Source organism: Achromobacter sp. RW408, assembly GCF_003184165.1.
Classification (GTDB): domain Bacteria; phylum Pseudomonadota; class Gammaproteobacteria; order Burkholderiales; family Burkholderiaceae_B; genus Achromobacter; species Achromobacter xylosoxidans.
Genome location: NZ_QHHO01000049.1, coordinates 1,943,300 through 1,963,665 on the forward strand (window position 1 = coordinate 1,943,300; position 20,366 = coordinate 1,963,665).

Annotated in this window: 16 protein-coding genes; 7 read left to right on the forward strand and 9 right to left on the reverse strand. The window is 68.1% G+C overall.

Translation table 11 applies throughout. The features are described from left to right. Positions 1–12 precede the first annotated feature (12 nt). The 5 genes from mlaE to DK459_RS28415 all read right to left on the reverse strand — a co-directional run bounded on the left by mlaE (position 13) and on the right by DK459_RS28415 (position 5,218). The gene (mlaE, locus tag DK459_RS28395) at positions 13–801 is read right to left on the reverse strand and encodes a lipid asymmetry maintenance ABC transporter permease subunit MlaE (RefSeq protein ID WP_006388068.1); all 789 of its coding nucleotides are present in this window, start codon (positions 799–801) and stop codon (positions 13–15) included. Then, positions 798–1,634 carry an ABC transporter ATP-binding protein gene (locus DK459_RS28400; protein ID WP_006388069.1) on the reverse strand — a complete coding sequence of 279 codons (837 nt, stop codon included), beginning with the start codon at positions 1,632–1,634 and terminating at the stop codon, positions 798–800. The genes mlaE and DK459_RS28400 overlap by 4 nt, the downstream gene beginning before the upstream one ends. A 285-nt stretch (positions 1,635–1,919) precedes the next feature. Continuing rightward, positions 1,920–2,981 (reverse strand): nitronate monooxygenase family protein, encoded by a 1,062-nt coding sequence (locus DK459_RS28405; protein WP_024067428.1) that lies wholly within the window; start codon positions 2,979–2,981, stop codon positions 1,920–1,922. Positions 2,982–3,000: 19 nt separating this feature from the next. After that, on the reverse strand, positions 3,001–3,978 hold the full coding sequence (locus DK459_RS28410) for a tripartite tricarboxylate transporter substrate binding protein (protein WP_026383371.1): 978 nt from the start codon (positions 3,976–3,978) through the stop codon (positions 3,001–3,003). Between the two features lie 13 nt (positions 3,979–3,991). Next, positions 3,992–5,218: a YbfB/YjiJ family MFS transporter gene (locus tag DK459_RS28415; protein WP_110135209.1), complete on the reverse strand. Its 1,227-nt coding sequence runs from the start codon at positions 5,216–5,218 to the stop codon at positions 3,992–3,994. A gap of 65 nt (positions 5,219–5,283) precedes the next feature. Here DK459_RS28415 and DK459_RS28420 point away from each other — a divergent pair, with 65 nt between their 5' ends. Beyond that, complete coding sequence (locus DK459_RS28420) at positions 5,284–6,156, forward strand: LysR family transcriptional regulator (protein WP_045952912.1); 873 nt, start codon at positions 5,284–5,286, stop codon at positions 6,154–6,156. A gap of 17 nt (positions 6,157–6,173) precedes the next feature. On the opposite strand, the gene DK459_RS28425 is transcribed toward DK459_RS28420, so the two are convergent. Both DK459_RS28425 and DK459_RS28430 read right to left on the reverse strand, forming a co-directional pair. Next, on the reverse strand, positions 6,174–6,815 hold the full coding sequence (locus DK459_RS28425) for an OmpW family protein (protein WP_006388075.1): 642 nt from the start codon (positions 6,813–6,815) through the stop codon (positions 6,174–6,176). A gap of 128 nt (positions 6,816–6,943) precedes the next feature. Next, on the reverse strand, positions 6,944–7,861 hold the full coding sequence (locus DK459_RS28430) for a LysR family transcriptional regulator (protein WP_006388076.1): 918 nt from the start codon (positions 7,859–7,861) through the stop codon (positions 6,944–6,946). Positions 7,862–8,119: 258 nt separating this feature from the next. Between DK459_RS28430 and DK459_RS28435 the strand changes: the two genes are divergently transcribed. The 6 genes from DK459_RS28435 to DK459_RS28460 all read left to right on the forward strand — a co-directional run bounded on the left by DK459_RS28435 (position 8,120) and on the right by DK459_RS28460 (position 13,907). Beyond that, positions 8,120–8,890 (forward strand): 5-oxoprolinase subunit PxpA, encoded by a 771-nt coding sequence (locus tag DK459_RS28435; RefSeq protein WP_006388077.1) that lies wholly within the window; start codon positions 8,120–8,122, stop codon positions 8,888–8,890. Positions 8,891–8,929: 39 nt separating this feature from the next. After that, positions 8,930–9,172: an acetyl-CoA carboxylase gene (locus DK459_RS28440; RefSeq protein ID WP_026383368.1), complete on the forward strand. Its 243-nt coding sequence runs from the start codon at positions 8,930–8,932 to the stop codon at positions 9,170–9,172. A 3-nt stretch (positions 9,173–9,175) separates the two neighbouring features. Then, positions 9,176–10,564 carry an acetyl-CoA carboxylase biotin carboxylase subunit gene (locus DK459_RS28445; RefSeq protein ID WP_110135210.1) on the forward strand — a complete coding sequence of 463 codons (1,389 nt, stop codon included), beginning with the start codon at positions 9,176–9,178 and terminating at the stop codon, positions 10,562–10,564. Beyond that, on the forward strand, positions 10,561–11,436 hold the full coding sequence (locus DK459_RS28450; RefSeq protein WP_006388080.1) for an allophanate hydrolase subunit 1: 876 nt from the start codon (positions 10,561–10,563) through the stop codon (positions 11,434–11,436). Before DK459_RS28445 ends, DK459_RS28450 begins: the two co-directional genes overlap by 4 nt. Beyond that, positions 11,426–12,415 (forward strand): biotin-dependent carboxyltransferase family protein, encoded by a 990-nt coding sequence (locus DK459_RS28455; protein WP_054442546.1) that lies wholly within the window; start codon positions 11,426–11,428, stop codon positions 12,413–12,415. Before DK459_RS28450 ends, DK459_RS28455 begins: the two co-directional genes overlap by 11 nt. A 154-nt stretch (positions 12,416–12,569) precedes the next feature. Then, positions 12,570–13,907 (forward strand): cytosine permease, encoded by a 1,338-nt coding sequence (locus tag DK459_RS28460; protein ID WP_024067434.1) that lies wholly within the window; start codon positions 12,570–12,572, stop codon positions 13,905–13,907. A 114-nt stretch (positions 13,908–14,021) separates the two neighbouring features. On the opposite strand, the gene DK459_RS28465 is transcribed toward DK459_RS28460, so the two are convergent. Continuing rightward, entirely contained in the window at positions 14,022–15,488 is a 1,467-nt protein-coding gene (locus DK459_RS28465) for a glutamate synthase subunit beta (protein ID WP_024067435.1), read from the reverse strand. An 8-nt stretch (positions 15,489–15,496) separates the two neighbouring features. Then, complete coding sequence (locus DK459_RS28470) at positions 15,497–20,236, reverse strand: glutamate synthase-related protein (protein WP_006388084.1); 4,740 nt, start codon at positions 20,234–20,236, stop codon at positions 15,497–15,499. Between the last annotated feature and the right edge of the window lie 130 nt (positions 20,237–20,366).

A 20,366-nucleotide genomic window follows, 5' to 3' on the forward strand; every position in this document is an offset into this window, starting at 1 on the left:
ATCGATCCGTAATCAGTTTCCAAACATCAAGGCGGTCAGCAGGAAGTCCAGCCCCAGCACCGCCAGCGACCCCACCACGACCGTGCGGGTGGTGGCGCGGGCGACGCCTTCCGGGGTGGGCTTGGCCTGCCAGCCTTCGTAAAGCGCCACCAGCGTCACCGTGACGCCGAATACCAGGCTCTTGATGACGCCGTTGACGACGTCGTTCCAGACGTCCACGCCGCCCTGCATCTGCGACCAGAAGGCGCCGGCGTCGACGCCGATCATCAGCACCCCGACCACCCAGCCGCCCAGGATGCCCACCATGGAGAACACGGCGGCCAGGATCGGCATGGCGATGATGCCGCCCCACAGGCGCGGCACCAGCACCCGGCGCATCGGGTCGACCGCCATCACTTCCATGGCCGACAGTTGTTCGCCGGCCTTCATCAGGCCGATCTCGGCGGTCAGCGAGGTGCCGGCGCGGCCGGCGAACAGCAGCGCGGTCACCACCGGGCCCAGCTCACGCACCAGCGACAGCGCCACCAGCAGGCCGAGCGATTCCTCGGCGCCGTAGCGGTTCAGCGTGTAGTAGCCCTGCAGGCCCAGCACGAAGCCCACGAACATGCCGGACACGGCGATGATCAGCAGCGAGTAGTTGCCGATGAAATGAATTTGCTGCGACACCAGCCGCGGCCGCGACAGCGCGATGCCGCTGCGCGCCAGCATGGCGCCGAAGAAACGGGTGAAGAAGCCGACGCCGGCGATGCGGGTGCGCACCCAGCCGCCCAGCGCGCCGATGGCGTTGTTGGATCCGCTCATGCCTTGCGCCCTTGTTGTTGCGAAAGCCACTTCTGGAAAGCCGGCGTTTCGGGGTACTGGAACGCGACCGGGCCGTCGGGTTCGCCCTTCAGGAATTGCTGCACGTAGGGGTCCGGCGAGGCCGACAGGCTGTCGGGGCTGCCGGCCGCCTTGAGCTGGCCCTGGCCGACCAGGTACACCTGGTCGGCGATCGCGAACGATTCGTGCACGTCGTGGGTGATCAGCACCGAGGCGCAGCCCAGGCGGTCGGCCAGGCTGCGGATCAGGCGGGCGGTGATGCCCAGCGAGATCGGGTCGAGGCCGGCGAAGGGTTCGTCGTACAGGATCAGTTCGGGTTCCAGCACCACCGCGCGGGCCAGCGCCACCCGGCGGGCCATGCCGCCGGAGATTTCGGCCACCTTCAGGTGGGCGGCGGCGCGCAGGCCGACGGCGTCGAGCTTGTCCAGCACGCGGGCGGTGATCTCGGGTTCGGCCAGCCGGGTGTGCTCGCGCAGCGGGAAGGCGACGTTCTCGAACACGTTCAGGTCGGTGAACAGCGCGCCCTGCTGGAACAGCACGCCCATGCGCTTGCGCAGCGACTGCAGTTCGGCCCGAGTGGCCCGGGCGATGTCCTGGCCGAACGCCAGCACGGTGCCTTGTTGCGCGACGAGCTGGCCGGTGGCCGCCCGCAGCAGCGTGGTTTTGCCGGAGCCGGAGCCGCCCATGATGGCGACCACCTGGCCCGAGCGCACTTCCATGGAAATGCCGCGCAAGACGGTGAAATCACCGTAGCCTAGCGCCACATCCTGCAGGCGCAGGGCGAATTCCGGGGTGCTGCGGGTTTGATCGGGCATGGGCAACAAGCGGGTGTTTCGGTGGCGGATGCCCTGCCGCCGCGCTCATGCGCGGGCGGGGAGCCGGCCGGCGCGAGCGAGGCGGGCTGCGTCGGGAAGCGCCCTGTTACTCATATGCCGGGGACGGGGAAAGTCCGGTCGCACCCGGCGGCGAGGGGCCATTGTAGCCCGACGAATTGTCACCGCAGTGGGATATGACTGTCCGTGGAACAGTGTTTTCGCCCACGGGAACAATCCGGGGACGCTTTGGCGCGTCCTCGGATTGCGCCCGGCGTTCGGACGGCGTCAGCCGCGACCGCGGGCGGCGGCGGTCTCGCGCGCCAGCCGCGCCACCAGCGCGGCCGTGCTTTCGCGCCGGGCGAGGGGCGCGCCCTGGCCCGCCCACAGCGACAGCACGGCGATATTGCCGGCCTTGCCGCCGGCCGTGCGCATGGGACGCGTCAGCGCGTTCTGCAACGGGTACGGCAGGATGTCGTCCGATAGTTCGTCGGCGTCGCGCATGAAGGAATTGACGATGCCGCGCGCCGGCCGTCCGGAAAACGCCCGGGTGACGCGCGACTGTTCCGACCGGGAGGCCGGCAGCACCGCCTTGTAGGCGTCGCCGATCCCCGCTTCGTCGGTGGTCAGGAAGGCTGTCCCCATTTGTGCGGCGCTGGCGCCCAGGGCCAGCGCGGCGGCGATGCCGCGCCCGTCCATGATGCCGCCGGAGGCGATCACCGGGATCGACACCGCGTCGGCCACCTGCGGCACCAGCGCCATGGTGCCGATCAGCGAATGCTCGAAATCGTCCAGGAAGGTGCCGCGGTGCCCGCCCGCCTCGGCGCCCTGGGCCACGACGGCATCCACCCCGTCCTGTTCCAGGGCCACGGCCTCGCGCACGGTGGTGGCGGTGCCGACCGTCAGGATGCCCAGTTCGCGGCAGCGCGCCAGGGCGTCGGCCGGCATGCGGCCGAAGGTGAAGCTGAAGACCGCGGGCCGCAGGCGCAGCACCGCCTCGATCTGGCCGGGCAGCGGATCGGGCTGCGGCCCGGGCGCCACGGGCGCCGGCAGGCCCAGTTGGGCGTGGTAGCGCGCCAGCAGGTCCAGCATGCGGCTGGCATCGCCATCGAAGGGTTGCTCGGGCACGGAGGCGAACAGGTTGATGGCGAATGGCCGGTCGGTGCGTTCGCGGATGGCGCCGGCGGCCGCCTCGATCTGTTCCGGGCTCAGGTAGGCCGCCCCGAGCGACCCCAGGACGCCCGCCTTCGAGGCCTCCGACACCAGCTCCACCGTCGTCGCGCCGCCGGCCATGGGCGCCTGGATGACGGGGTGGTCGAGCTTGAGCAGGTCGAGAAGGCGGGATGTCATGGGAATACTCCTGGTTGGCTTACTGGAGCTGGATGTTTCCAGCCTTGATGACTTGCGCCCACTTGGCCGTTTCGCTCTTGATGAACGCGCCGAATTCCTCGGGCGTGCCGCCGCCGGCCTGGCTGCCGGTGTCGGCAATGGCCTTCTGCACGTCGGGTTCCTTCAGGATGCGGTTGAACTCGGCATTGAGCTTGGCGATGATGGGCGCGGGGGTGCCGGCGGGGGCGACGATGCCCTGCCAGTTGTACGACTCGAAGCCCGGCAGGCCGGATTCGGCCATGGTCGGCACGTCCGGCAGCACCGCGAGGCGCTGGGCGGAGGTCACCGCGATCGGGTGGATCTTCTGGCCCTGGATGGCCGGCAGCGCCGAGTAGCCCATCTCGAACATCATCGAGATATGGCCGCCCATCAGGTCGGTCGCGGCCAGGCTGCCGCCCTTGTAGGGCACGTGCACGATGTCGATCTTGGCCTGCTCGCGGAACATCTCGCCGGACAGGTGGTGCGCGCCGCCCACGCCCGACGAGCCGAACGACAGCTTGCCCGGCTGCTTCTTGGCCATGGCGATCAGGTCGGCCAGGGTCTTGACCGGCAGTTCGTTGTTCACGCTCAGCACCAGCGGGCTGTTCTCGATCAGGATGACCGGCGCCAGGTCCTTCTGCGGGTTGTACGGCATGTCCTTCATCAGCGACGGGTTGACCGCCATCGGCGCCAGGTTGCCCGTGCCGATGGTGTAGCCGTCGGGCGCCGCCTTGGCGATCAGGTTGGTGCCGACCACGCCGCCCGCGCCCGCCTTGTTCTCGACCACGATCGGCTGGCCCAGCGATTCGCCCAGCTTGCGCGCCAGCAGGCGCACGCGGGTATCGGCAAAGCCGCCCGGCGCGTAGGGCACGATCATGGTGATGGGCTTGGCGGGCCAGTCGGTGGCCTGGGCGTGGGCGGTACCGCCCAGGGCGGCAAAGGCGGCCAGGGCGGCGACCAGGGGACGTAGCGATTTCATGCTGGGTGACTCCTCATTCTTGATGTGACGGTTCCTGGGAACCGATCGCATTATGCCCAGCGTTCGTGCCCGCGGTGCTGATTTTTCCCAAGCGCCAGGCCGACAGCGCCAGCAGCGCCGCGCCTGCCGCCAGCACCTGCGGCAGCGTCGCGCCCCAGCGCGCGGCGCCGGAAGCCAGCAGCGGTCCCACGATCTGGCCGGCGGCGAAGGCCGAGGTCATGACGGCCGCGGCGCGTGGCGCGGCACTGCCGGCCAGCCGCTGCGCCACCAGCATGCCCGACTGCGTGATGACCATGAACGTGCCACCGACCAGCAGCGCGGCGACGATGACCGCGGCGATGTCGCGCCACAGCGCCACCGCCAGCATGCCCAGCGCCATCAGCGCCTGCGCGCCGCGCCACACCGTCTTGTCGTCGCGTGCCTGCGCCACGCGCGGGGCCAGCAGGCACGACAGCGCCGCCGCCAGGCCGAATAGCGGCCAGGCCCAGCCGAACACCGCCGGATCGGGGATGATCTCGCGCGCCATGGCGGGCAGGAACGTGGCCGGGATGATGTAGCCCGCGCCGAAAATGCCATAGTGCAGCGCCAGCCGGCCGATGCCGGGCGGCAGGCGGCCGGGCGCGGGCGCCGAGGCCAGGTGGCGGGCCGACCCGGGGCGATTCAGCCCCGGCCAGGCCAGTACCGCCAGCGCCAGGGTCAGCGCGCCCAGCGCGGTCCAGTTGGCATTGGCGTCCGCGCCCGCGGCCATCAATACCAGGCACGCCAGCCCGGTCAGCGCGATGCCGGCGCCGACGCCCGCGTAGGTAATGGCCGACACCGCCGGCGCGCGGGGATCGCCCGGTCCGACGGCGCGTGAAGCGGCCACGCAGATGAAGGCGCTGGCGCTGCCGTACCCCGCCGCCAGCCGCAGCAGGCTCCAGGCCAGGACGCCGTGGAACCACGGCATCGCCAGCGTCAGCAGCGCCACGGCGAGCAGGCTCACGGCCAGCATGGCGCGCGGATGGCGCGGCGGCCGCAGGGCCGCGGCCAACGCGCCCAGCAGGTAGCCGGCGTAATTGGCCGAGGCCAGCCAACTGCCCTGCGCCAGCGACAGCCCGGCCTCCTGCGCCATCAACGGCCACACGGGCGTGAAGGCGAAGCGGCCGATGCCCATCGCCGCGGCCAGCGCCAGCGCGGCCGGCAGCGCCAGGCCGAGGGCGCCGCGGGGACGGGCGGTATCGGGGTGGGTGGCTATTGACATGGCTCCCACTCTACGGCTGTACTAATATCTTGAATAGTGAATTATTAAGAATATGAGTTCTTGAAATGAGAAACTTGGATCTCGACGCGCTGCAGATCTTCAAGGCGGTGGCGGACCATGGCGGCGTGGCGCGCGCGGCGGCCCACCTGAACCGGGTGCAGTCCAATGTCTCGACGCGCCTGAAGCAGCTGGAAGCCACGCTGGAGGCGCCGTTGTTCCGGCGCCAGAACCGCCGCCTGGTGCTGTCCGAGCAGGGACGCGTGCTGTTGTCGTATGCGGACCGGTTGCTGCGCCTGTCGGCCGAGGCCCAGGCGGCCGTGCGCGATGGCGCGCCGCAAGGCCTGCTGCGCATCGGCACCATGGAAAGCACGGCCGCGGCGCGGTTGCCGCCGATCCTGGCGGCGTATCACGCGGCCTGGCCGCAGGTGCGCATCGAACTGGTGACGGGCACGTCCGGCGCGCTGGCCGCCAAGGTGCGCAACTATGAGATCGAGGCCGCTTTCGTGGCGCAGCCTTTCGAGGCCCAGGGGCTGGCGCAGCAGCCGGCGTTCGACGAAGAGCTGGCGCTGATCTCGCCGCTGGCCTGGCCGGAAATCCACGGCCCCAAGGACGTCGGCGATCGCAGCGTCATTGCGTTCGCGGCGGGCTGCTCGTACCGCCGCATCCTGGAGGCCTGGTTCGGCCAGGAAGGCGTGGCCCCGGACAAGGTGATGGAATTCGCGTCGTACCACGCCATCGTCGCGTGCGTGGCCGCGGGGTCGGGCGTGGCGATCGTGCCGCGTTCGGTGCTGGCGCTGCTGGGGGCGGAGCCGTCGTTGCGCGTGACGCCGCTGTCCGGCAAGCATGGCCGGGCGCAGACGCGGTTGGTCTGGCGCGCGGACGACGAAACGCCTGCATTGCAGGCGTTGCAGCAGCTACTGGCGCAGCGGCGCCAGTAGCCGGTGGCGCGGCAAGATCAGAAGCGGTAGCCGACGCCCAGCGTGGCGACCCAGGGATTGATGCGCGCGGTGCCGATGTGTTCGCCGTTCAGCTTCACCTTGGACTTGATGTCGATGTAGCGGATGTCGGCGTTCATGAACCAGCGTTCGCTGATCTTGATGTCCGCGCCCAGTTGCGCGGCCACGCCCCAGGAATCGCCCAGCTTCAGGTCGGAACCCTTGAGCGCGCCTTCGGCCTTGGTGTCGAAGAACTTGGTGTAGTTGATGCCGACGCCGATGTAGGGCTGGACCATGCTGTCGGGCAGGATGTGCCATTGCAGGCTGAGCGTGGGCGGCAATTGCTTGCTGGAGCCGATCTTGCCCAGGCCGCTGCCGCGCACGTCGTGCTCGAAGGGCCAGGCGCCCAGCAGTTCGATGCCGATGTTGCGCGTGGCCATGTACGCCAGCGTGAAGCTGGGACGCACGTTGTTGTTGACGTCGAGCTTGACGCTGCCATCGAGCACGGAGCCGTTGTTGGACGAGGGGCGAACCTGCGTCGCGCCGACGCGGAACAGGATGTCGCCGGCTTCGTGGGCCTGCGCGGGGGCGGCAAGCATCAGGGTGGCGCCGCAGGCCGAGGCCAGGGCAAGAGCGCGGGTGCGCCGATACATCGCGAACATTTCCTCTCTCCGTGTATTGCGTGAATGTAGGCATTCAGGTTTGCAGAGGCGGGAAAAGCCGGTCTTGACGTGTATCAAGCCGCGACACGGCGCGTGGTTGCAGCGCCACAGTTACGCGTCAATCGGACTCAACGCAAGGTATCGGTGCCACGCGGCACCGCATAGGCGTGGCGGAAATAGTCGCGCACCGCGCGCATCGGACCCGTGATGTCCGCGCCCTTGCGCCACGCCAACCCCACGTTCATCGGCGGGATCGGATCCTTCAACTGGATGGTCTCGATGCGGCGCCCTTCCAGCGACCACGGGCGATAGACCATGTCCGACAGCACCGCCACGCCGCCGCCATTGGCCACCATGCTGCGCACCGCCTCCACCGACGAGGTGCGCAGGCGCACGTCGGGGCGGAATGGCGTTTCGCTCCAGTAGCGCAGCGCGGTGTGCGCGGCCTCGTCGACCGTGAGCATGATGAACGGCTCGTGCGCCACGTCTTCCAGCGTGACGGTATCGCGCGCCAGCAGCGGATGACGCGCCGGCACCCACAGGCGCCGCGGCGAACCGAAGAAGTGTTCGACCGCCAGTTCCGGGTTCACCACGTTCGAGGTCAGCAGCACCGCCATGTCGTAGCGGTGCGCGATCAGGCCTTCCTCGATGGCGTTGCGGTTGAGCTCGTGCAGCTGGATGTCCAGGTTGGGATAGAGCTGCGACAGGCGCTGCAGGTGGTAGGGCAGGAAGTAGCCGATCACGGTGTACGACGCCGCCAGCAGCAGGCGGCCGCTCTCTCGCCCGTCGGCGCTGGGCATGCGCAGCGCCTCGTCGACCGACGACAGGATGTTGTAGGCATGGTTGAGAAAGCCGCGTCCGGTTTCGGTCAGCGCCACGCCGCTGGCGCTGCGCTGGAACAGCGGCGAGCCGACGATCTCTTCGAGTTCACGGATGGCGGTGGTGACCGCCGACTGCGAGATCGCCAACTGGATCGCCGCCTGCGAGATCTGTCCGAGTTCGGCGGCCGCGACGAAATATTTGAGCTGCCGGAGGGTGAGCGACATGGCGGCAATATCTGATTAATTGATAGTAAGCCACCAGAATATCTGTTTATCCGCGCCATCGGGGTGCGCGAAATCTCAGGGAAATCCCTGAAATTTCATGGGAATTCAGCAACCGCCCTGATTTGGTGCGCAATGCGGGGCATCAAAAATTCAGATAACCATTGATCCAAAAAAAGAACTTTTTATCCCTTGGACGCTTCGCTACTGTGCAGGCATTGCGCGGGCCACCGGCCCGCGAATGGAAGGAGATCCTGTTTCATGAGCAAGGCGACGATAGACCTGAACTCCGACATGGGCGAAGGCTTTGGTTCCTGGAAAATCGGCGATGACGTGGACGACGCCATCATGCCGCTGATCAGCTCGGCCAACATCGCCACCGGCTTTCATGCCGGCGACCCCAACATCATGAACCGCACCGTGGTCATGGCGCGCGAGCACGGCATCGGCATCGGCGCCCATCCCGGCTTTCGCGACCTGGTCGGCTTCGGCCGCCGCGACCTGAACGAGAACGCCGAAGGCCTGGTCAACGACATCGTCTACCAGGTCGGCGCGCTGCGCGAATTCGCCCGCCTCTATGGCCTGCGGCTGCAGCACGTCAAGCCGCATGGCGCGCTGTACATGCGCGCCGCGCGCGACGAAACCCTGTCGCGCCGGCTGGTGCAGACGTTGCGCGACCTGGAGCCGACGCTGATGCTGTACTGCATGGAGAACTCGCTGACCTGCAAGGTGGCGCGCGAGCTGGGCCTGCCGGTGGTGCGCGAGTTCTACGCCGACCGCGACTACGACGCCAGCGGCTCGATCGTGTTCACGCGCTACACCCAGGCGCTGGATCCGGAGCAGGTGGCCGACAAGGTGCTGCGGGCGTGTACCGACGGCAAGGTGCGCACCGTCGACGGCCGCGACATCCCGATCGGCTTCGATTCCGTCTGCATCCACAGCGATACGCCCGGCGCGCTCGGCCTGGTGCAGGCCACCCGCGCCCGCCTGGAGGCGCACGGCATCCGCATCGCGCCGCCGCAGTTGTCCTGATCCGCCCATCATTCCCATACATTCCAAGGAGAAAACCCCATGTCGCAGCAAGAGATCCAGAGCCCCCTGCCCGGCACCTTCTACCGCCGTCCCAGTCCTGATGCGGCGCCGTTCGTCGAAGTGGGCGCCACCATCAAGCCCGGCGACGTGGTCGGCATCGTCGAGGTGATGAAGCAGTTCAACCAGATCGAGGCCGAGGTCGGCGGCATGGTCGCCGAGATCCTGGTGGCCGATGGCGACCCGGTCGAACCCGGCCAGGCTCTGCTGCGGATCGAGGGCTGAGGCATGGGCGTGCATTCCTTCTACCGGCCGCGCCGCATCCACACCCTGCTGGTCGCCAACCGCGGCGAGATCGCGCTGCGCGTGATCCGCGCCGCGCGCGAGCTGGGCATGCGCACGGTGGCGGTCTACAGCGACGCCGATCGCGACGCCCTGGCGGTGCGCCTGGCGGACTCGGCGGTGCATATCGGTCCGGCCCACGCCACCCGCAGCTATCTCAATGCCGACGCCCTGCTGGCGGCGGCGCGCGACAGCGGCGCCGACGCGATCCATCCCGGCTATGGCTTCCTGGCCGAGAACGCCGACTTCTCGCAGGCCGTGACCGACGCCAGCCTGGTGTTCGTCGGACCCGACGCCCACACCATCCGCAGCATGGGCGACAAGGCCGCGGCGCGCGCCTGCGCCAAGGCGGCGGGCGTGCCCACCGTGCCGGGCAGCGAGGGCGTGGTCGGGTCGCTGGACGAGGCCCTGAGCCACGCGGCGCAGATCGGCTATCCGTTGATGATCAAGGCGTCCGCCGGCGGCGGCGGCCGCGGCATCCGCGTGGCGGCCGACGAAGCGCAGTTGCGCGAGGCCATCCCGATGGCGCAGGCCGAGGCGCGCGCCGCATTCGGCGACGGCGGCGTCTACCTGGAACGCTACCTGCCGCGCGCCCGCCATATCGAGGTGCAGGTATTGGGCGACGGCGAACGCGCGGTGCATTTGTTCGAGCGCGAGTGCTCGCTGCAGCGCCGCCGCCAGAAGGTGTTCGAGGAAGCGCCGTCACCGGCGCTGAGCCCCGCGCTACGCCAGGCGCTGTGCGAATCCGCGCTGCGCCTGACCGAATCGGTGGGCTATCGCGGCGCCGGCACGCTGGAATACCTGTACGACGAGACCCGCGGCGAGTTCTACTTCATCGAGATGAACACGCGCATCCAGGTCGAACATCCGATCACCGAGGCGATCACCGGCATCGACCTGGTGCGCGAGATGCTGCGCATCGCCGACGGCGAACCGCTGCGCTTGAAGCAATCCGACATCGTCATGCGCGGCGCCGCGATCGAGTGCCGCCTGAACGCCGAAGATCCGGCGCGCAACTTCGCGCCCGGTCCCGGCGCCGTGTCGCACGTGCGCTGGCCGGCCGGGCCAGGCGTGCGCATCGACTCGATGGTGTATGCCGGCAGCGTGGTGCCGCCCTACTACGATTCGCTGCTGGCCAAGCTGATCGTGTGGGACGAGAGCCGCGACGCCGCGCTGGCGCGCATGGCGCGCGCGCTGGACGAAACCGAATTCGAAGGCGTGCCGTCGACGCTGGCCCTGCATCGCGCCCTGGTGGCCGATGCGGGCGTGCTGGCAGGCGACTATCACACCAACTATCTGGAAAGCTGGATGCAGCAGCGGGAGGGGACCCAATGACGGTGCGCTACACCCATGGCGGCGATGAATTCATCTTCGCCGAGATCAGCGAATCGATGTCGCTGGCCGCGTTCTTCAAGGGCATGGCGATCACGCGCGCGCTGCGCGAACGCGCCGTGCCCGGCGTCACCGAGATCTGCCCGGCCAACGCCTCGTACCAGATCCGCTACGACCCCGAGCAGGTCGCGCCCGAATCCATGCTGGCCATCCTGCGCGAGATCGAGGCCGGCATCGACCTGGACAACCTGCGGCTCGACACCCGCGTCATCGAGGTGCCGGTGCTCTACAACGATCCCTGGACCCACGAGACGCTGATGCGCTTTCGCGAGCGCCACCAGGACCCGGAATCGACCGACCTGGAATACGCCGCGCGCATCAACGGCTTTGCCGATACCGATGCATTCATCGCCGCGCATTCCAGCGCGCCGTGGTTCGTGTCGATGGTCGGCTTCGTGGCCGGGCTGCCGTTCATGTTCCAGATGGTCGAGCGCGAACGCCAGCTCGAAGTGCCCAAGTACCTGCGGCCGCGCACCGACACGCCCAAGCACACGGTGGGACATGGCGGTTGCTTCGCCTGCATCTATTCCGTGCGCGGCGCGGGCGGCTACCAGATGTTTGGCGTGACGCCCGCGCCGATCTTCGAGCCCGCGCAGCGCCAGGCGCACCTGCGCGACTCGATGGTGTTCTTCCGTCCCGGGGACATCGTCAAGTTCAAGCCGATCAGCCGCGCCGAGTACGACGCCGCGGTGGCCGAGGTCGAGGCCGGCACCTTCCAGCTCGACATCCGTCCCGTGTCGTTCTCGCTGTCCGAATTCATGGCGGCGCCCGAACAGTACAACGCCCGCCTTCTGGAGACGCTCCATGTCGCATGACGAACCGCTCATCGAAGTAATCAAGCCCGGGCTGGCGACGTCGGTCCAGGATCGTGGCCGCCAGGGCTACTACCACCTGGGCATTCCGCCCTCGGGCGCGCTGGACCAGTACGCGCTGGCCGCCGCCAATCTGCTGGTGGGCAATCCCGAGGACGCGGCGGTGCTGGAATGCACGCTGATGGGCCCCGAATTGCGCTTCACCCGCGCCGCGGTGATCGCCGTCACCGGCGCCGCCATGACGCCCAAGATCGATGGCCAGGCGCAGGCCTGCAACACCGCGCTGGCGGTGCCGGCCGGCGCCCGGCTGTCGTTCGATTTCGTGCAGGCCGGCGCGCGCGCCTGCCTGGCGATCGCCGGCGGCATCGACGTGCCCGAGGTGCTGGGCAGCCGCTCGACCTACACGCTGGGCGCCATTGGCGGCTTCGACGGCCGCCGCCTGCAGGCCGGCGACCGCCTGCGCGTGGGCGCGCCGCGCCCGGGGACGCGGGTCGGCCGTGCGCTGCCGCCGGAACTCGCCAGCCAATGCCCGAAGGAGCAGGTACTGCGCGTGGTGCCGGGCCTGTACGACCATCGCCTGATGCCGGAATCGGCTGCCTCGTTCTACGAGGACGCCTGGAGCGTGACCTCGGAGGCCGACCGCATCGGCTACCGCTACAAGAAGGGCCGCGCGCTGAAGTTCCAGCCGCGTGAACAGCCGTTCGGCGCGGGCGCCGATCCGTCCAACATCGTCGACGCCTGCTACCCGATCGGATCGATCCAGGTGCCGGCCGGGGTCGAGCCCATCATCCTGCATCGCGATGCCGTGTCCGGCGGCGGCTACGCCATGATCGGCACCGTGATCAGCGCCGATCTCGACAAGGTCGGCCAGATGCAGCCCAACCAGCAGGCCCGCTTCGAACGGGTCACGCTGGAAACGGCCTTGCAGGCCCGCAAGGACTACCGCGCCCGCCTCGACAGGCTGCGTGCCGCCATGGGTTGATCCCCGCCCCGTTTCCCCGTTGATCGTTGCTTTCCTTCCGGCCTGTTCCGACAGGCCGGGCGGGCGCGCCTGCGCCTGTGCTTTTCGAGTTTCACACGCTGCATGCCGTACCCGTCCGCATTCCGCGGTTCTTCAGCACGTCAGGAGAGCCTCCATGGCCAACCTTGCTTCCAGCTCCACGTCCTCCGACCGGGACACTTCCCTCGCCACCGTGGCCGATGCCGACCGCATGGGCCGATTCCCGCTCACCATGGCCTGGTGGGCCGTTTGCAGCGCAATTTTCTACATCGTGGTCGGCGCCACGCTGGCGCTCAACTACGGCGCCCGCAACGCCATCATCGGCATGGTGCTGTCGGTGATTTCCTATGGCCTGATCAACGCCGTGATCTCGCGCTACGCCATCCGCACCGGCCAATCGGTGGCGCTGTTCTCGCGCGCGGTGTTCGGCACCTCGGGCGCGGCGTTGGCTACCCTGATCTTCTTCGCCACCGCCATCTACTACGCCGTGTTCGAGGGCTCGGTGATGGCGGTCGCCGCGCACCACATGTTCCCGTCCGTGCCCTATTGGGCCTTCGCGCTGCTGGTGGTCGTCTACAGCGTGCTGCTGATCTTCGGCAGCGTGCAGCGCTGGCTCGACAAGTTCAACGGCGTGCTGTTGCCGTTCTACCTGGGCGGCCTGCTGCTGGCCGTGGCGCTGGCCACGCGCGAATACGGCTACAGCGACGCCTGGCTGGCGTTCGGCCCGGCCGGCGGGCCGGTCGCGGGCGGCTGGTGGGATGCCTATGTGTACTACATGGGCGTCTGGATCCTGATGATGTTCACCTTCGACTACGCGCGCTTCGGCCGCCGCGAGGACGCGCGCTACCACGGCCGCTACAACTTCGGCATGCCGTTCTACCTGGTCACCTTCCTGCTCAACGGCGTGGCCGGCATCTACCTGGTTGCGATCATTCCCGGCGACGGCGCCTTGAGCGAGGTGTCGGTGGTGCTGGCGCTGCTCAAGCTGATGGGCCTGGGCGGCCTGTTCTTCGTGTGGGTGACGCAGACCCGCATCAACACCGCCAACTACTACCTGGCCACCATCAACATGCAGGCCTTCTTCGCGCGCTTCGGCCTGGGCCGCTGGCCGAAGGCGGCATGGGCGGTGGTGGTGGGCCTGGTGTCGTACGCGCTGATGCTGTTCGACGTGTTCGCCTATCTGCTGCAGGCGCTGGCCTACCAGGGCATCTTCGTGGTGGCGTGGGTCGCGGTGGCGCTGGTGCACATCCTGGCGGTGGGCGAGACCGCGCCGGCGCCGGGCGGCGGCAGCGCCTACAACCGGCGCGGGCTGGGCGCCTGGTTCGCGGGCGCGGCCAGCGGGCTGGTGCTGATGCACATGAGCGGCCTGGCCGCGAGCTTCGCCGCGCCGGCCAGTTTCGTGGTGGCGGCCGCGACCTACTGGCTGGGACAGGCGGCGGTATCGGGCCCGCGCATGCAGCGCGGCGGTGCCTAGGGCGTACCGCGTTCAAAGGCGCGTGGCCCCGGGTCGTCGGCGACCCGGCGCGACAAGAAGCAAAACGGCCGGCTCCCGCAAGGAAGCCGGCCATTGCCGTCTGGCGGGCGCCGGTCAGCGCGGCAGTTCGGAACTGCCCATCAGGTAGGCATCGACCGAGCGGGCGCACTGGCGGCCTTCGCGGATGGCCCAGACCACCAGCGACTGGCCGCGGCGCATGTCGCCGGCGGTGAAGACCTTTTCAACGTTGGTGCGGTAGTCGTCGGTGTTGGCGCGCACGTTGCCGCGCGCGTCGCGGTCCACGCCGAAGGCGTCCAGCACGGTCTGCACCGGCGACACGAAGCCCATGGCCAGCAGCACCAGGTCGGCCTTGATCTCGAATTCCGAGCCTTCGACCTCACGCATTTTCATCTGGCCCGTCGACTCGTCCTTGAACCACTCGACACGCGAGCCGACCAGTTTTTCGACCTTGCCGTTGCTGCCCTTGAGCAGCTTGGTGGTCACCGACCAGTCGCGTTGGCAGCCTTCCTCGTGCGAGGACGAGGTGCGCATCTTCAGCGGCCAGTAGGGCCAGGTCATGGCCTTGTTCTCGGACTCGGGCGGCTGCGGCAGCAGCTCGAACTGCGTGACCGAGGCGGCGCCGTGGCGGTTGCTGGTGCCCACGCAGTCGGAACCGGTGTCGCCGCCGCCGATCACCACCACGTGCTTGCCCTTGGCCAGCGTCTGGTTGGTCAGGCGGTCGCCGGCCACGGCCTTGTTCTGCTGGCGCAGGAAGTCCATGGCGAAGTACACGCCCGACAGCTCGCGGCCCGGCACCGGCAGGTCGCGCGGGGTTTCCGAGCCGCCGCTCATCACCACGGCGTCGAATTCGGCCAGCAGCGATTCCGGCGTGCGCACGGTCAGGCCGTCGGCCACCGGGTCGGACGGGTTGCCGATGTAGGTCGAGGGCGCGAACTCCACGCCTTCGGCTTCCATCTGGGAAATGCGGCGGTCGATCTGGTGCTTTTCCAGCTTGAAGTCGGGAATGCCGTAGCGCAGCAGGCCGCCGATGCGGTCGCTCTTCTCGAACAGCGTGACCGAGTGACCCGCGCGCGCCAACTGCTGCGAGCAGGCCAGGCCGGCCGGGCCGGAGCCCACCACGGCGACCTTCTTGCCGGTCTTGCGCGCCGGCACTTGCGGCGCGACCCAGCCCTCGGCCCAGCCCTTGTCGATGATGGCGTGCTCGATGGACTTGATGCCCACGGCGTCGCTGTTGATGTTCAAGGTACAGGCGGCCTCGCACGGCGCCGGGCAGATGCGGCCGGTGAATTCCGGGAAGTTGTTGGTGGAATGCAGCACATCCAGCGCGCGGCGCCAGTCCTGCTTGTACACCAGGTCATTCCAGTCGGGGATGATGTTGTTGACCGGGCACCCGTTGTTGCAGAACGGGATGCCGCAGTCCATGCAGCGCGCCGCCTGCTGCTTGGCCTGGTCGTCGGTCAGGTGCAGCACGAATTCGCGCCAGTTCTTCAGCCGCTTCTGCGGGGCCTCGGAGGCCTCCTGCAGGCGCTGGTATTCCATAAAGCCGGTAATCTTTCCCATGGTATCCCTCACGCAGCCAGTTGTTGCGGGTTGGCTGCACGCCACATTTCACCCAATGCGCGGCGGTAGTCCGTCGGCATGACCTTTACGAATTTGCCGCGCGAGGCTTCCCAGTCGCCCAGGATCTCGCGGGCGCGGAAGCTGCCGGTGTAGCGGAAGTGGTCTTCCACCAGGCGGCGCAGGATGGCTTCATCCGTTTCGCGTTCGCCGCCGCGCTGCGCGCTGTGCCAGACGTCGATGTTGTTCTGGGCCTGCTGCTCGGCATGCGGCAGCACGGCTTCCAGTTCGACCATCGACAGGTTGGCGCGATGCTTGAGCGTGCGCTCCGGATCCCACACGTACGCCACGCCGCCCGACATGCCGGCGGCGAAGTTGCGGCCGGTGGCGCCCAGCACCACCACGGTGCCGCCCGTCATGTATTCGCAGCCGTGGTCGCCGGTGCCTTCCACGACCGTGGCGGCGCCCGAGTTGCGCACCGCGAAGCGTTCGCCGGCCACGCCGTTGAAGAAGGCTTCGCCGGCCAGCGCGCCGTACAGGACGGTGTTGCCGGCGATGATGTGGTCGGGGCCGAAGCCGCGGAAGTCATTGGGCGAGCGCACGATGATGCGACCGCCCGACAGGCCCTTGCCGACATAGTCGTTGCCTTCGCCCACCAGGTCCATGGTGATGCCATGGGCCAGGAACGCGCCGAAGCTCTGGCCGGCGGTGCCGTTGCACTGGATGTGGATGGTGTCGTCCGGCAGGCCGTCGTGGCCGTAGCGCGCCGCCACCGCGCCGGACAGCATGGCGCCGATGGTGCGATTGCGGTTGCGCACCGGCACGATGAACGAGACCTTCTCGCCGCGCTCCAGCGCGGGCTTGCTGCGCTCGATCAGCTGGTGGTCCAGCGCGCCGGCCAGGCCGTGGTCCTGCTCTTCGGTCTGGCGCACGTCGGCGTCGGATTGGGTCTGGTGGAACACGCGGGCGAAGTCCAGGCCCTGCGCCTTCCAGTGCTCGACGCCCGAGCGCATGTCCAGCAGGTCGGCGCGGCCGATCAGGTCGTCGAACTTGCGGATGCCCAGCTGGGCCATGATCTCGCGGACTTCCTCGGCGATGAAGAAGAAGAAGTTGACGACGTGCTCGGGCTTGCCCTGGAACTTCTTGCGCAGCTCCGGATCCTGCGTGGCCACGCCCACCGGGCAGGTGTTCAGGTGGCACTTGCGCATCATGATGCAGCCTTCCACGACCAGCGGAGCCGTGGCGAAGCCGAATTCATCGGCGCCCAGCAGCGCGCCGATGACGACGTCGCGGCCGGTCTTCATCTGGCCGTCGGCCTGCACGCGGATGCGGCTGCGCAGGCGATTCAGGACCAGCGTCTGCTGGGTTTCGGCCAGGCCGAGTTCCCACGGCGTGCCGACGTGCTTGATGGACGACACCGGCGAGGCGCCCGTGCCGCCGTCATGGCCGGCGATCACGACGTGGTCGGCCTTGGCCTTGGCCACGCCGGCGGCGACCGTGCCGACGCCGACTTCCGACACCAGCTTGACCGAGATCGAGGCCTTGGTGTTGACGTTCTTCAGGTCGTGGATCAGCTGCGCCAGGTCCTCGATCGAGTAGATGTCGTGGTGCGGCGGCGGCGAGATCAGGCCCACGCCCGGCACCGAGTAGCGCAGCTTGGCGATGTACTCGGACACCTTGTGGCCGGGCAGCTGGCCGCCTTCGCCGGGCTTGGCGCCCTGCGCCATCTTGATCTGGATCTGGTCGGCCGATGACAGGTACTCGGCGGTGACGCCGAAGCGGCCGGAGGCGACCTGCTTGATCTTCGAACGCAGCGAATCGCCCTTCTTGAGCGCGACGTCGGCTTCGATGCGGTCGGAGCCGAGCAGCGAGGCCAGCGTGTCGCCGTCCTTGATGGTGCTCTTGCCCTGGCGCATTTCGGCGCGATAGCGCAGCTCGTCCTCGCCGCCTTCGCCGGTGTTGGACTTGCCGCCGATGCGGTTCATGGCCACGGCCAGCACCGAGTGGGCCTCGGTGGAGATCGAGCCGAGCGACATGGCGCCGGTGGCGAAGCGCTTGACGATTTCCTTGGCCGGCTCGACGTCATCGAGCGGAATGGCGCGCGACGGGTCGAAGCGGAACTCGAACAGGCCGCGCAGCGTCATGTGGCGGCGGCTCTGGTCGTTGATGATCTGCGCGTATTCCTTGTACGTGCGGTAGTTGTTGGCGCGCGAGGCGTGCTGCAGCTTGGCGATGGAATCGGGCGTCCACATATGCTCTTCGCCGCGCACGCGATAGGCGTACTCGCCGCCCGCGTCGAGGTCGTTGGCCAGGACCGGATCGGTGCTGAACGCGGCCCGGTGCTGGCGCAGCGCCTCTTCGGCCACCTGGAAGATGCCGATGCCTTCGATGTTGGAGGCGGTGCCGGTGAAGTACTTGTTCACCAGGCTGCTCTGCAGGCCCACGGCTTCGAAGATCTGGGCGCCGGTATAGGACATGTAGGTGGAGATGCCCATCTTGGACATCACCTTGTTCAGGCCCTTGCCGATTGCCTTGATGAAGTTCTTGACGGCCTTTTCCGGGTCGCTCATCTTGCCCAGCGATTCCAGCGCCAGGTAGGGATGGATGGCTTCGGCGCCGTAGCCGCCCAGCAGCGCGAAGTGATGCACTTCGCGGGCCGAGCCGGTTTCCACCACCAGGCCGGTGTTGGTGCGCAGGCCGGCGCGGATCAGGTGCTGGTGCACCGCCGAGGTGGCCAGCAGGGCGGGGATGGCCACGCGCTCGCTGTCGACCAGGCGGTCCGACACGATCAGGATGTTGTAGCCGCTCTGCACCGCGTCCACGGCGCGCGCGCACAGCGCGGCCACGCGGGCTTCGATGCCCTCGGGACCCCAGGCGGCCGGGTAGGTGATGTCCAGCTCGAAGCTGCGGAACTTCTTGCCGGTGACCTGCTCGATGTCGCGGATCTGCGCCATGGCGGCGAAGTCCAGCACCGGTTGCGACACTTCCAGGCGCAGCGGCGGATTGACGTTGTTGATGTCCAGCAGATTGGGCTTGGGGCCGATGAACGACACCAGCGACATCACCATCTGCTCGCGGATCGGGTCGATCGGCGGGTTGGTGACCTGGGCGAACAACTGGCGGAAGTAGTTGTAGAACGGCTTGGCGCGGTCGGACAGCACGGCCAGCGGGGCGTCGTTGCCCATCGAGCCGATCACTTCCTCGCCGGTCGAGGCCATGGGCTCGAGGATGAACTTGTAGTCTTCCTGGGTCCAGCCGAAGGCCTGCTGGCGATCCAGCAGCGACACCGACGATTGCGCCGGCACGCCGGCCTGGCGCGGGGCCGGCAGCGATTCCAGCTTGATCTGCAGCCGCTCGATCCACTGGCGGTACGGACGGCTGTTGGCCAATTGCAGCTTGATCTCGGCGTCGTCGATGATGCGACCTTGCTCCAGGTCGATCAGGAACATCTTGCCCGGCTGCAGGCGCCACTTCTTGATGATGCGGTTCTCGGGGATCGACAGGGTGCCGGCTTCCGAGGCCAGGATGACCATATCGTCGTCGGTCACCAGGTAGCGCGCCGGGCGCAGGCCGTTGCGGTCGAGCGTGGCGCCGATCTGGCGGCCGTCGGTGAAGGCGACCGCGGCGGGGCCGTCCCACGGCTCCATCATGGCGGCGTGGTACTCATAGAAAGCGCGGCGGCTTTCGTCCATCTGCGTGTGCTGTTCCCAGGCTTCCGGGATCATCATCATCATGGCGTGGGCCAGCGAGTAGCCCGAGTTCACCAGCAGTTCCAGGCAGTTGTCGAACGTGGCGGTGTCCGACTGGCCTTCGTAGACGATGGGGTAGAGCTTTTTCAGGTCGTCGCCCAGCACGGCCGACTGCATCATGCCTTCGCGGGCGCGCAGCCAGTTGAAGTTGCCCTTGACCGTGTTGATTTCGCCGTTGTGGGCGATCATGCGGTAGGGGTGGGCCAGCGGCCAGGCGGGGAAGGTGTTGGTCGAGAAGCGTTGGTGCACCAGCGCCAGCGCCGACACGGTGCGCGGGTCGGCCAGGTCGCGGTAGTAGCGGCCGACCTGGTCGGCCAGCAGCAGGCCCTTGTAGACCACGGTGCGCACCGAGGCCGAGGGCACGAAATATTCCTTGCCATGCGCCAGGTGCATGTTCTGGATGGCGTGGCTGGCGGTCTTGCGGATCACGTACAGCTTGCGTTCCAGCGCGTCGGGCACCATCACGTCGGCGCCGCGGCCGATGAACAGCTGGCGGATCACGGGTTCGCAGTCGCGCACGGTGGGCGACATCGGCATGTCGACGTCCACGGGCACGTTGCGCCAGCCCAGCACGACCTGGCCTTCGGCGCGCACCGAGCGCTCCAGTTCCTGTTCGCAGGCCAGGCGCGAGGCGGTTTCCTTGGGCAGGAACACCATGGCCACGCCGTATTCGCCGGGCGGCGGCAGGGTGATGCCATGCTGGGCGAACTCGTCGCGGTAGAGCGTGTCGGGAATCTGGATCAGGATGCCGGCGCCGTCGCCCATCAGCTTGTCCGCGCCCACCGCGCCGCGGTGATCGAGGTTCTCCAGGATCTTCAGGCCCTGCTGGATGATGGCGTGGCTTTTCTTGCCCTTGATGTGCGCCACGAAGCCCACGCCACAGGCGTCATGTTCGTTCTTGGGGTGGTACAGGCCCTGGGCGGGCGGCAGACCGATGCGGCTGGCATCGATCGGGGTCGCCTTGGGGGTGGGACAGGAATCGTTCGGGGTGGTGTGGGGCATGGCGCGCTCCGCAGTAAAGACTGCGTTCCAATGTTGCAGTGCAGGAACGGACAATACCCCCGCGCGTAGTAGGGTGCAATAAGAATATAAGGGGTGTGACCCTAATTAAAGCAATGCACCGCCGTAGAGC

Excerpts from the sequence above, each read along its gene's own strand:
- mlaE (WP_006388068.1), bottom strand. The coding sequence starts at position 801 with ATGAGCGGATCCAACAACGCCATCGGCGCGCTGGGCGGCTGGGTGCGC.
- DK459_RS28400 (WP_006388069.1), bottom strand. The coding sequence starts at position 1,634 with ATGCCCGATCAAACCCGCAGCACCCCGGAATTCGCCCTGCGCCTGCAG.
- DK459_RS28405 (WP_024067428.1), bottom strand. The coding sequence starts at position 2,981 with ATGACATCCCGCCTTCTCGACCTGCTCAAGCTCGACCACCCCGTCATC.
- DK459_RS28410 (WP_026383371.1), bottom strand. The coding sequence starts at position 3,978 with ATGAAATCGCTACGTCCCCTGGTCGCCGCCCTGGCCGCCTTTGCCGCC.
- DK459_RS28415 (WP_110135209.1), bottom strand. The coding sequence starts at position 5,218 with ATGTCAATAGCCACCCACCCCGATACCGCCCGTCCCCGCGGCGCCCTC.
- DK459_RS28420 (WP_045952912.1), top strand. The coding sequence starts at position 5,284 with ATGAGAAACTTGGATCTCGACGCGCTGCAGATCTTCAAGGCGGTGGCG.
- DK459_RS28425 (WP_006388075.1), bottom strand. The coding sequence starts at position 6,815 with ATGTTCGCGATGTATCGGCGCACCCGCGCTCTTGCCCTGGCCTCGGCC.
- DK459_RS28430 (WP_006388076.1), bottom strand. The coding sequence starts at position 7,861 with ATGTCGCTCACCCTCCGGCAGCTCAAATATTTCGTCGCGGCCGCCGAA.
- DK459_RS28435 (WP_006388077.1), top strand. The coding sequence starts at position 8,120 with ATGAGCAAGGCGACGATAGACCTGAACTCCGACATGGGCGAAGGCTTT.
- DK459_RS28440 (WP_026383368.1), top strand. The coding sequence starts at position 8,930 with ATGTCGCAGCAAGAGATCCAGAGCCCCCTGCCCGGCACCTTCTACCGC.
- DK459_RS28445 (WP_110135210.1), top strand. The coding sequence starts at position 9,176 with ATGGGCGTGCATTCCTTCTACCGGCCGCGCCGCATCCACACCCTGCTG.
- DK459_RS28450 (WP_006388080.1), top strand. The coding sequence starts at position 10,561 with ATGACGGTGCGCTACACCCATGGCGGCGATGAATTCATCTTCGCCGAG.
- DK459_RS28455 (WP_054442546.1), top strand. The coding sequence starts at position 11,426 with ATGTCGCATGACGAACCGCTCATCGAAGTAATCAAGCCCGGGCTGGCG.
- DK459_RS28460 (WP_024067434.1), top strand. The coding sequence starts at position 12,570 with ATGGCCAACCTTGCTTCCAGCTCCACGTCCTCCGACCGGGACACTTCC.
- DK459_RS28465 (WP_024067435.1), bottom strand. The coding sequence starts at position 15,488 with ATGGGAAAGATTACCGGCTTTATGGAATACCAGCGCCTGCAGGAGGCC.
- DK459_RS28470 (WP_006388084.1), bottom strand. The coding sequence starts at position 20,236 with ATGCCCCACACCACCCCGAACGATTCCTGTCCCACCCCCAAGGCGACC.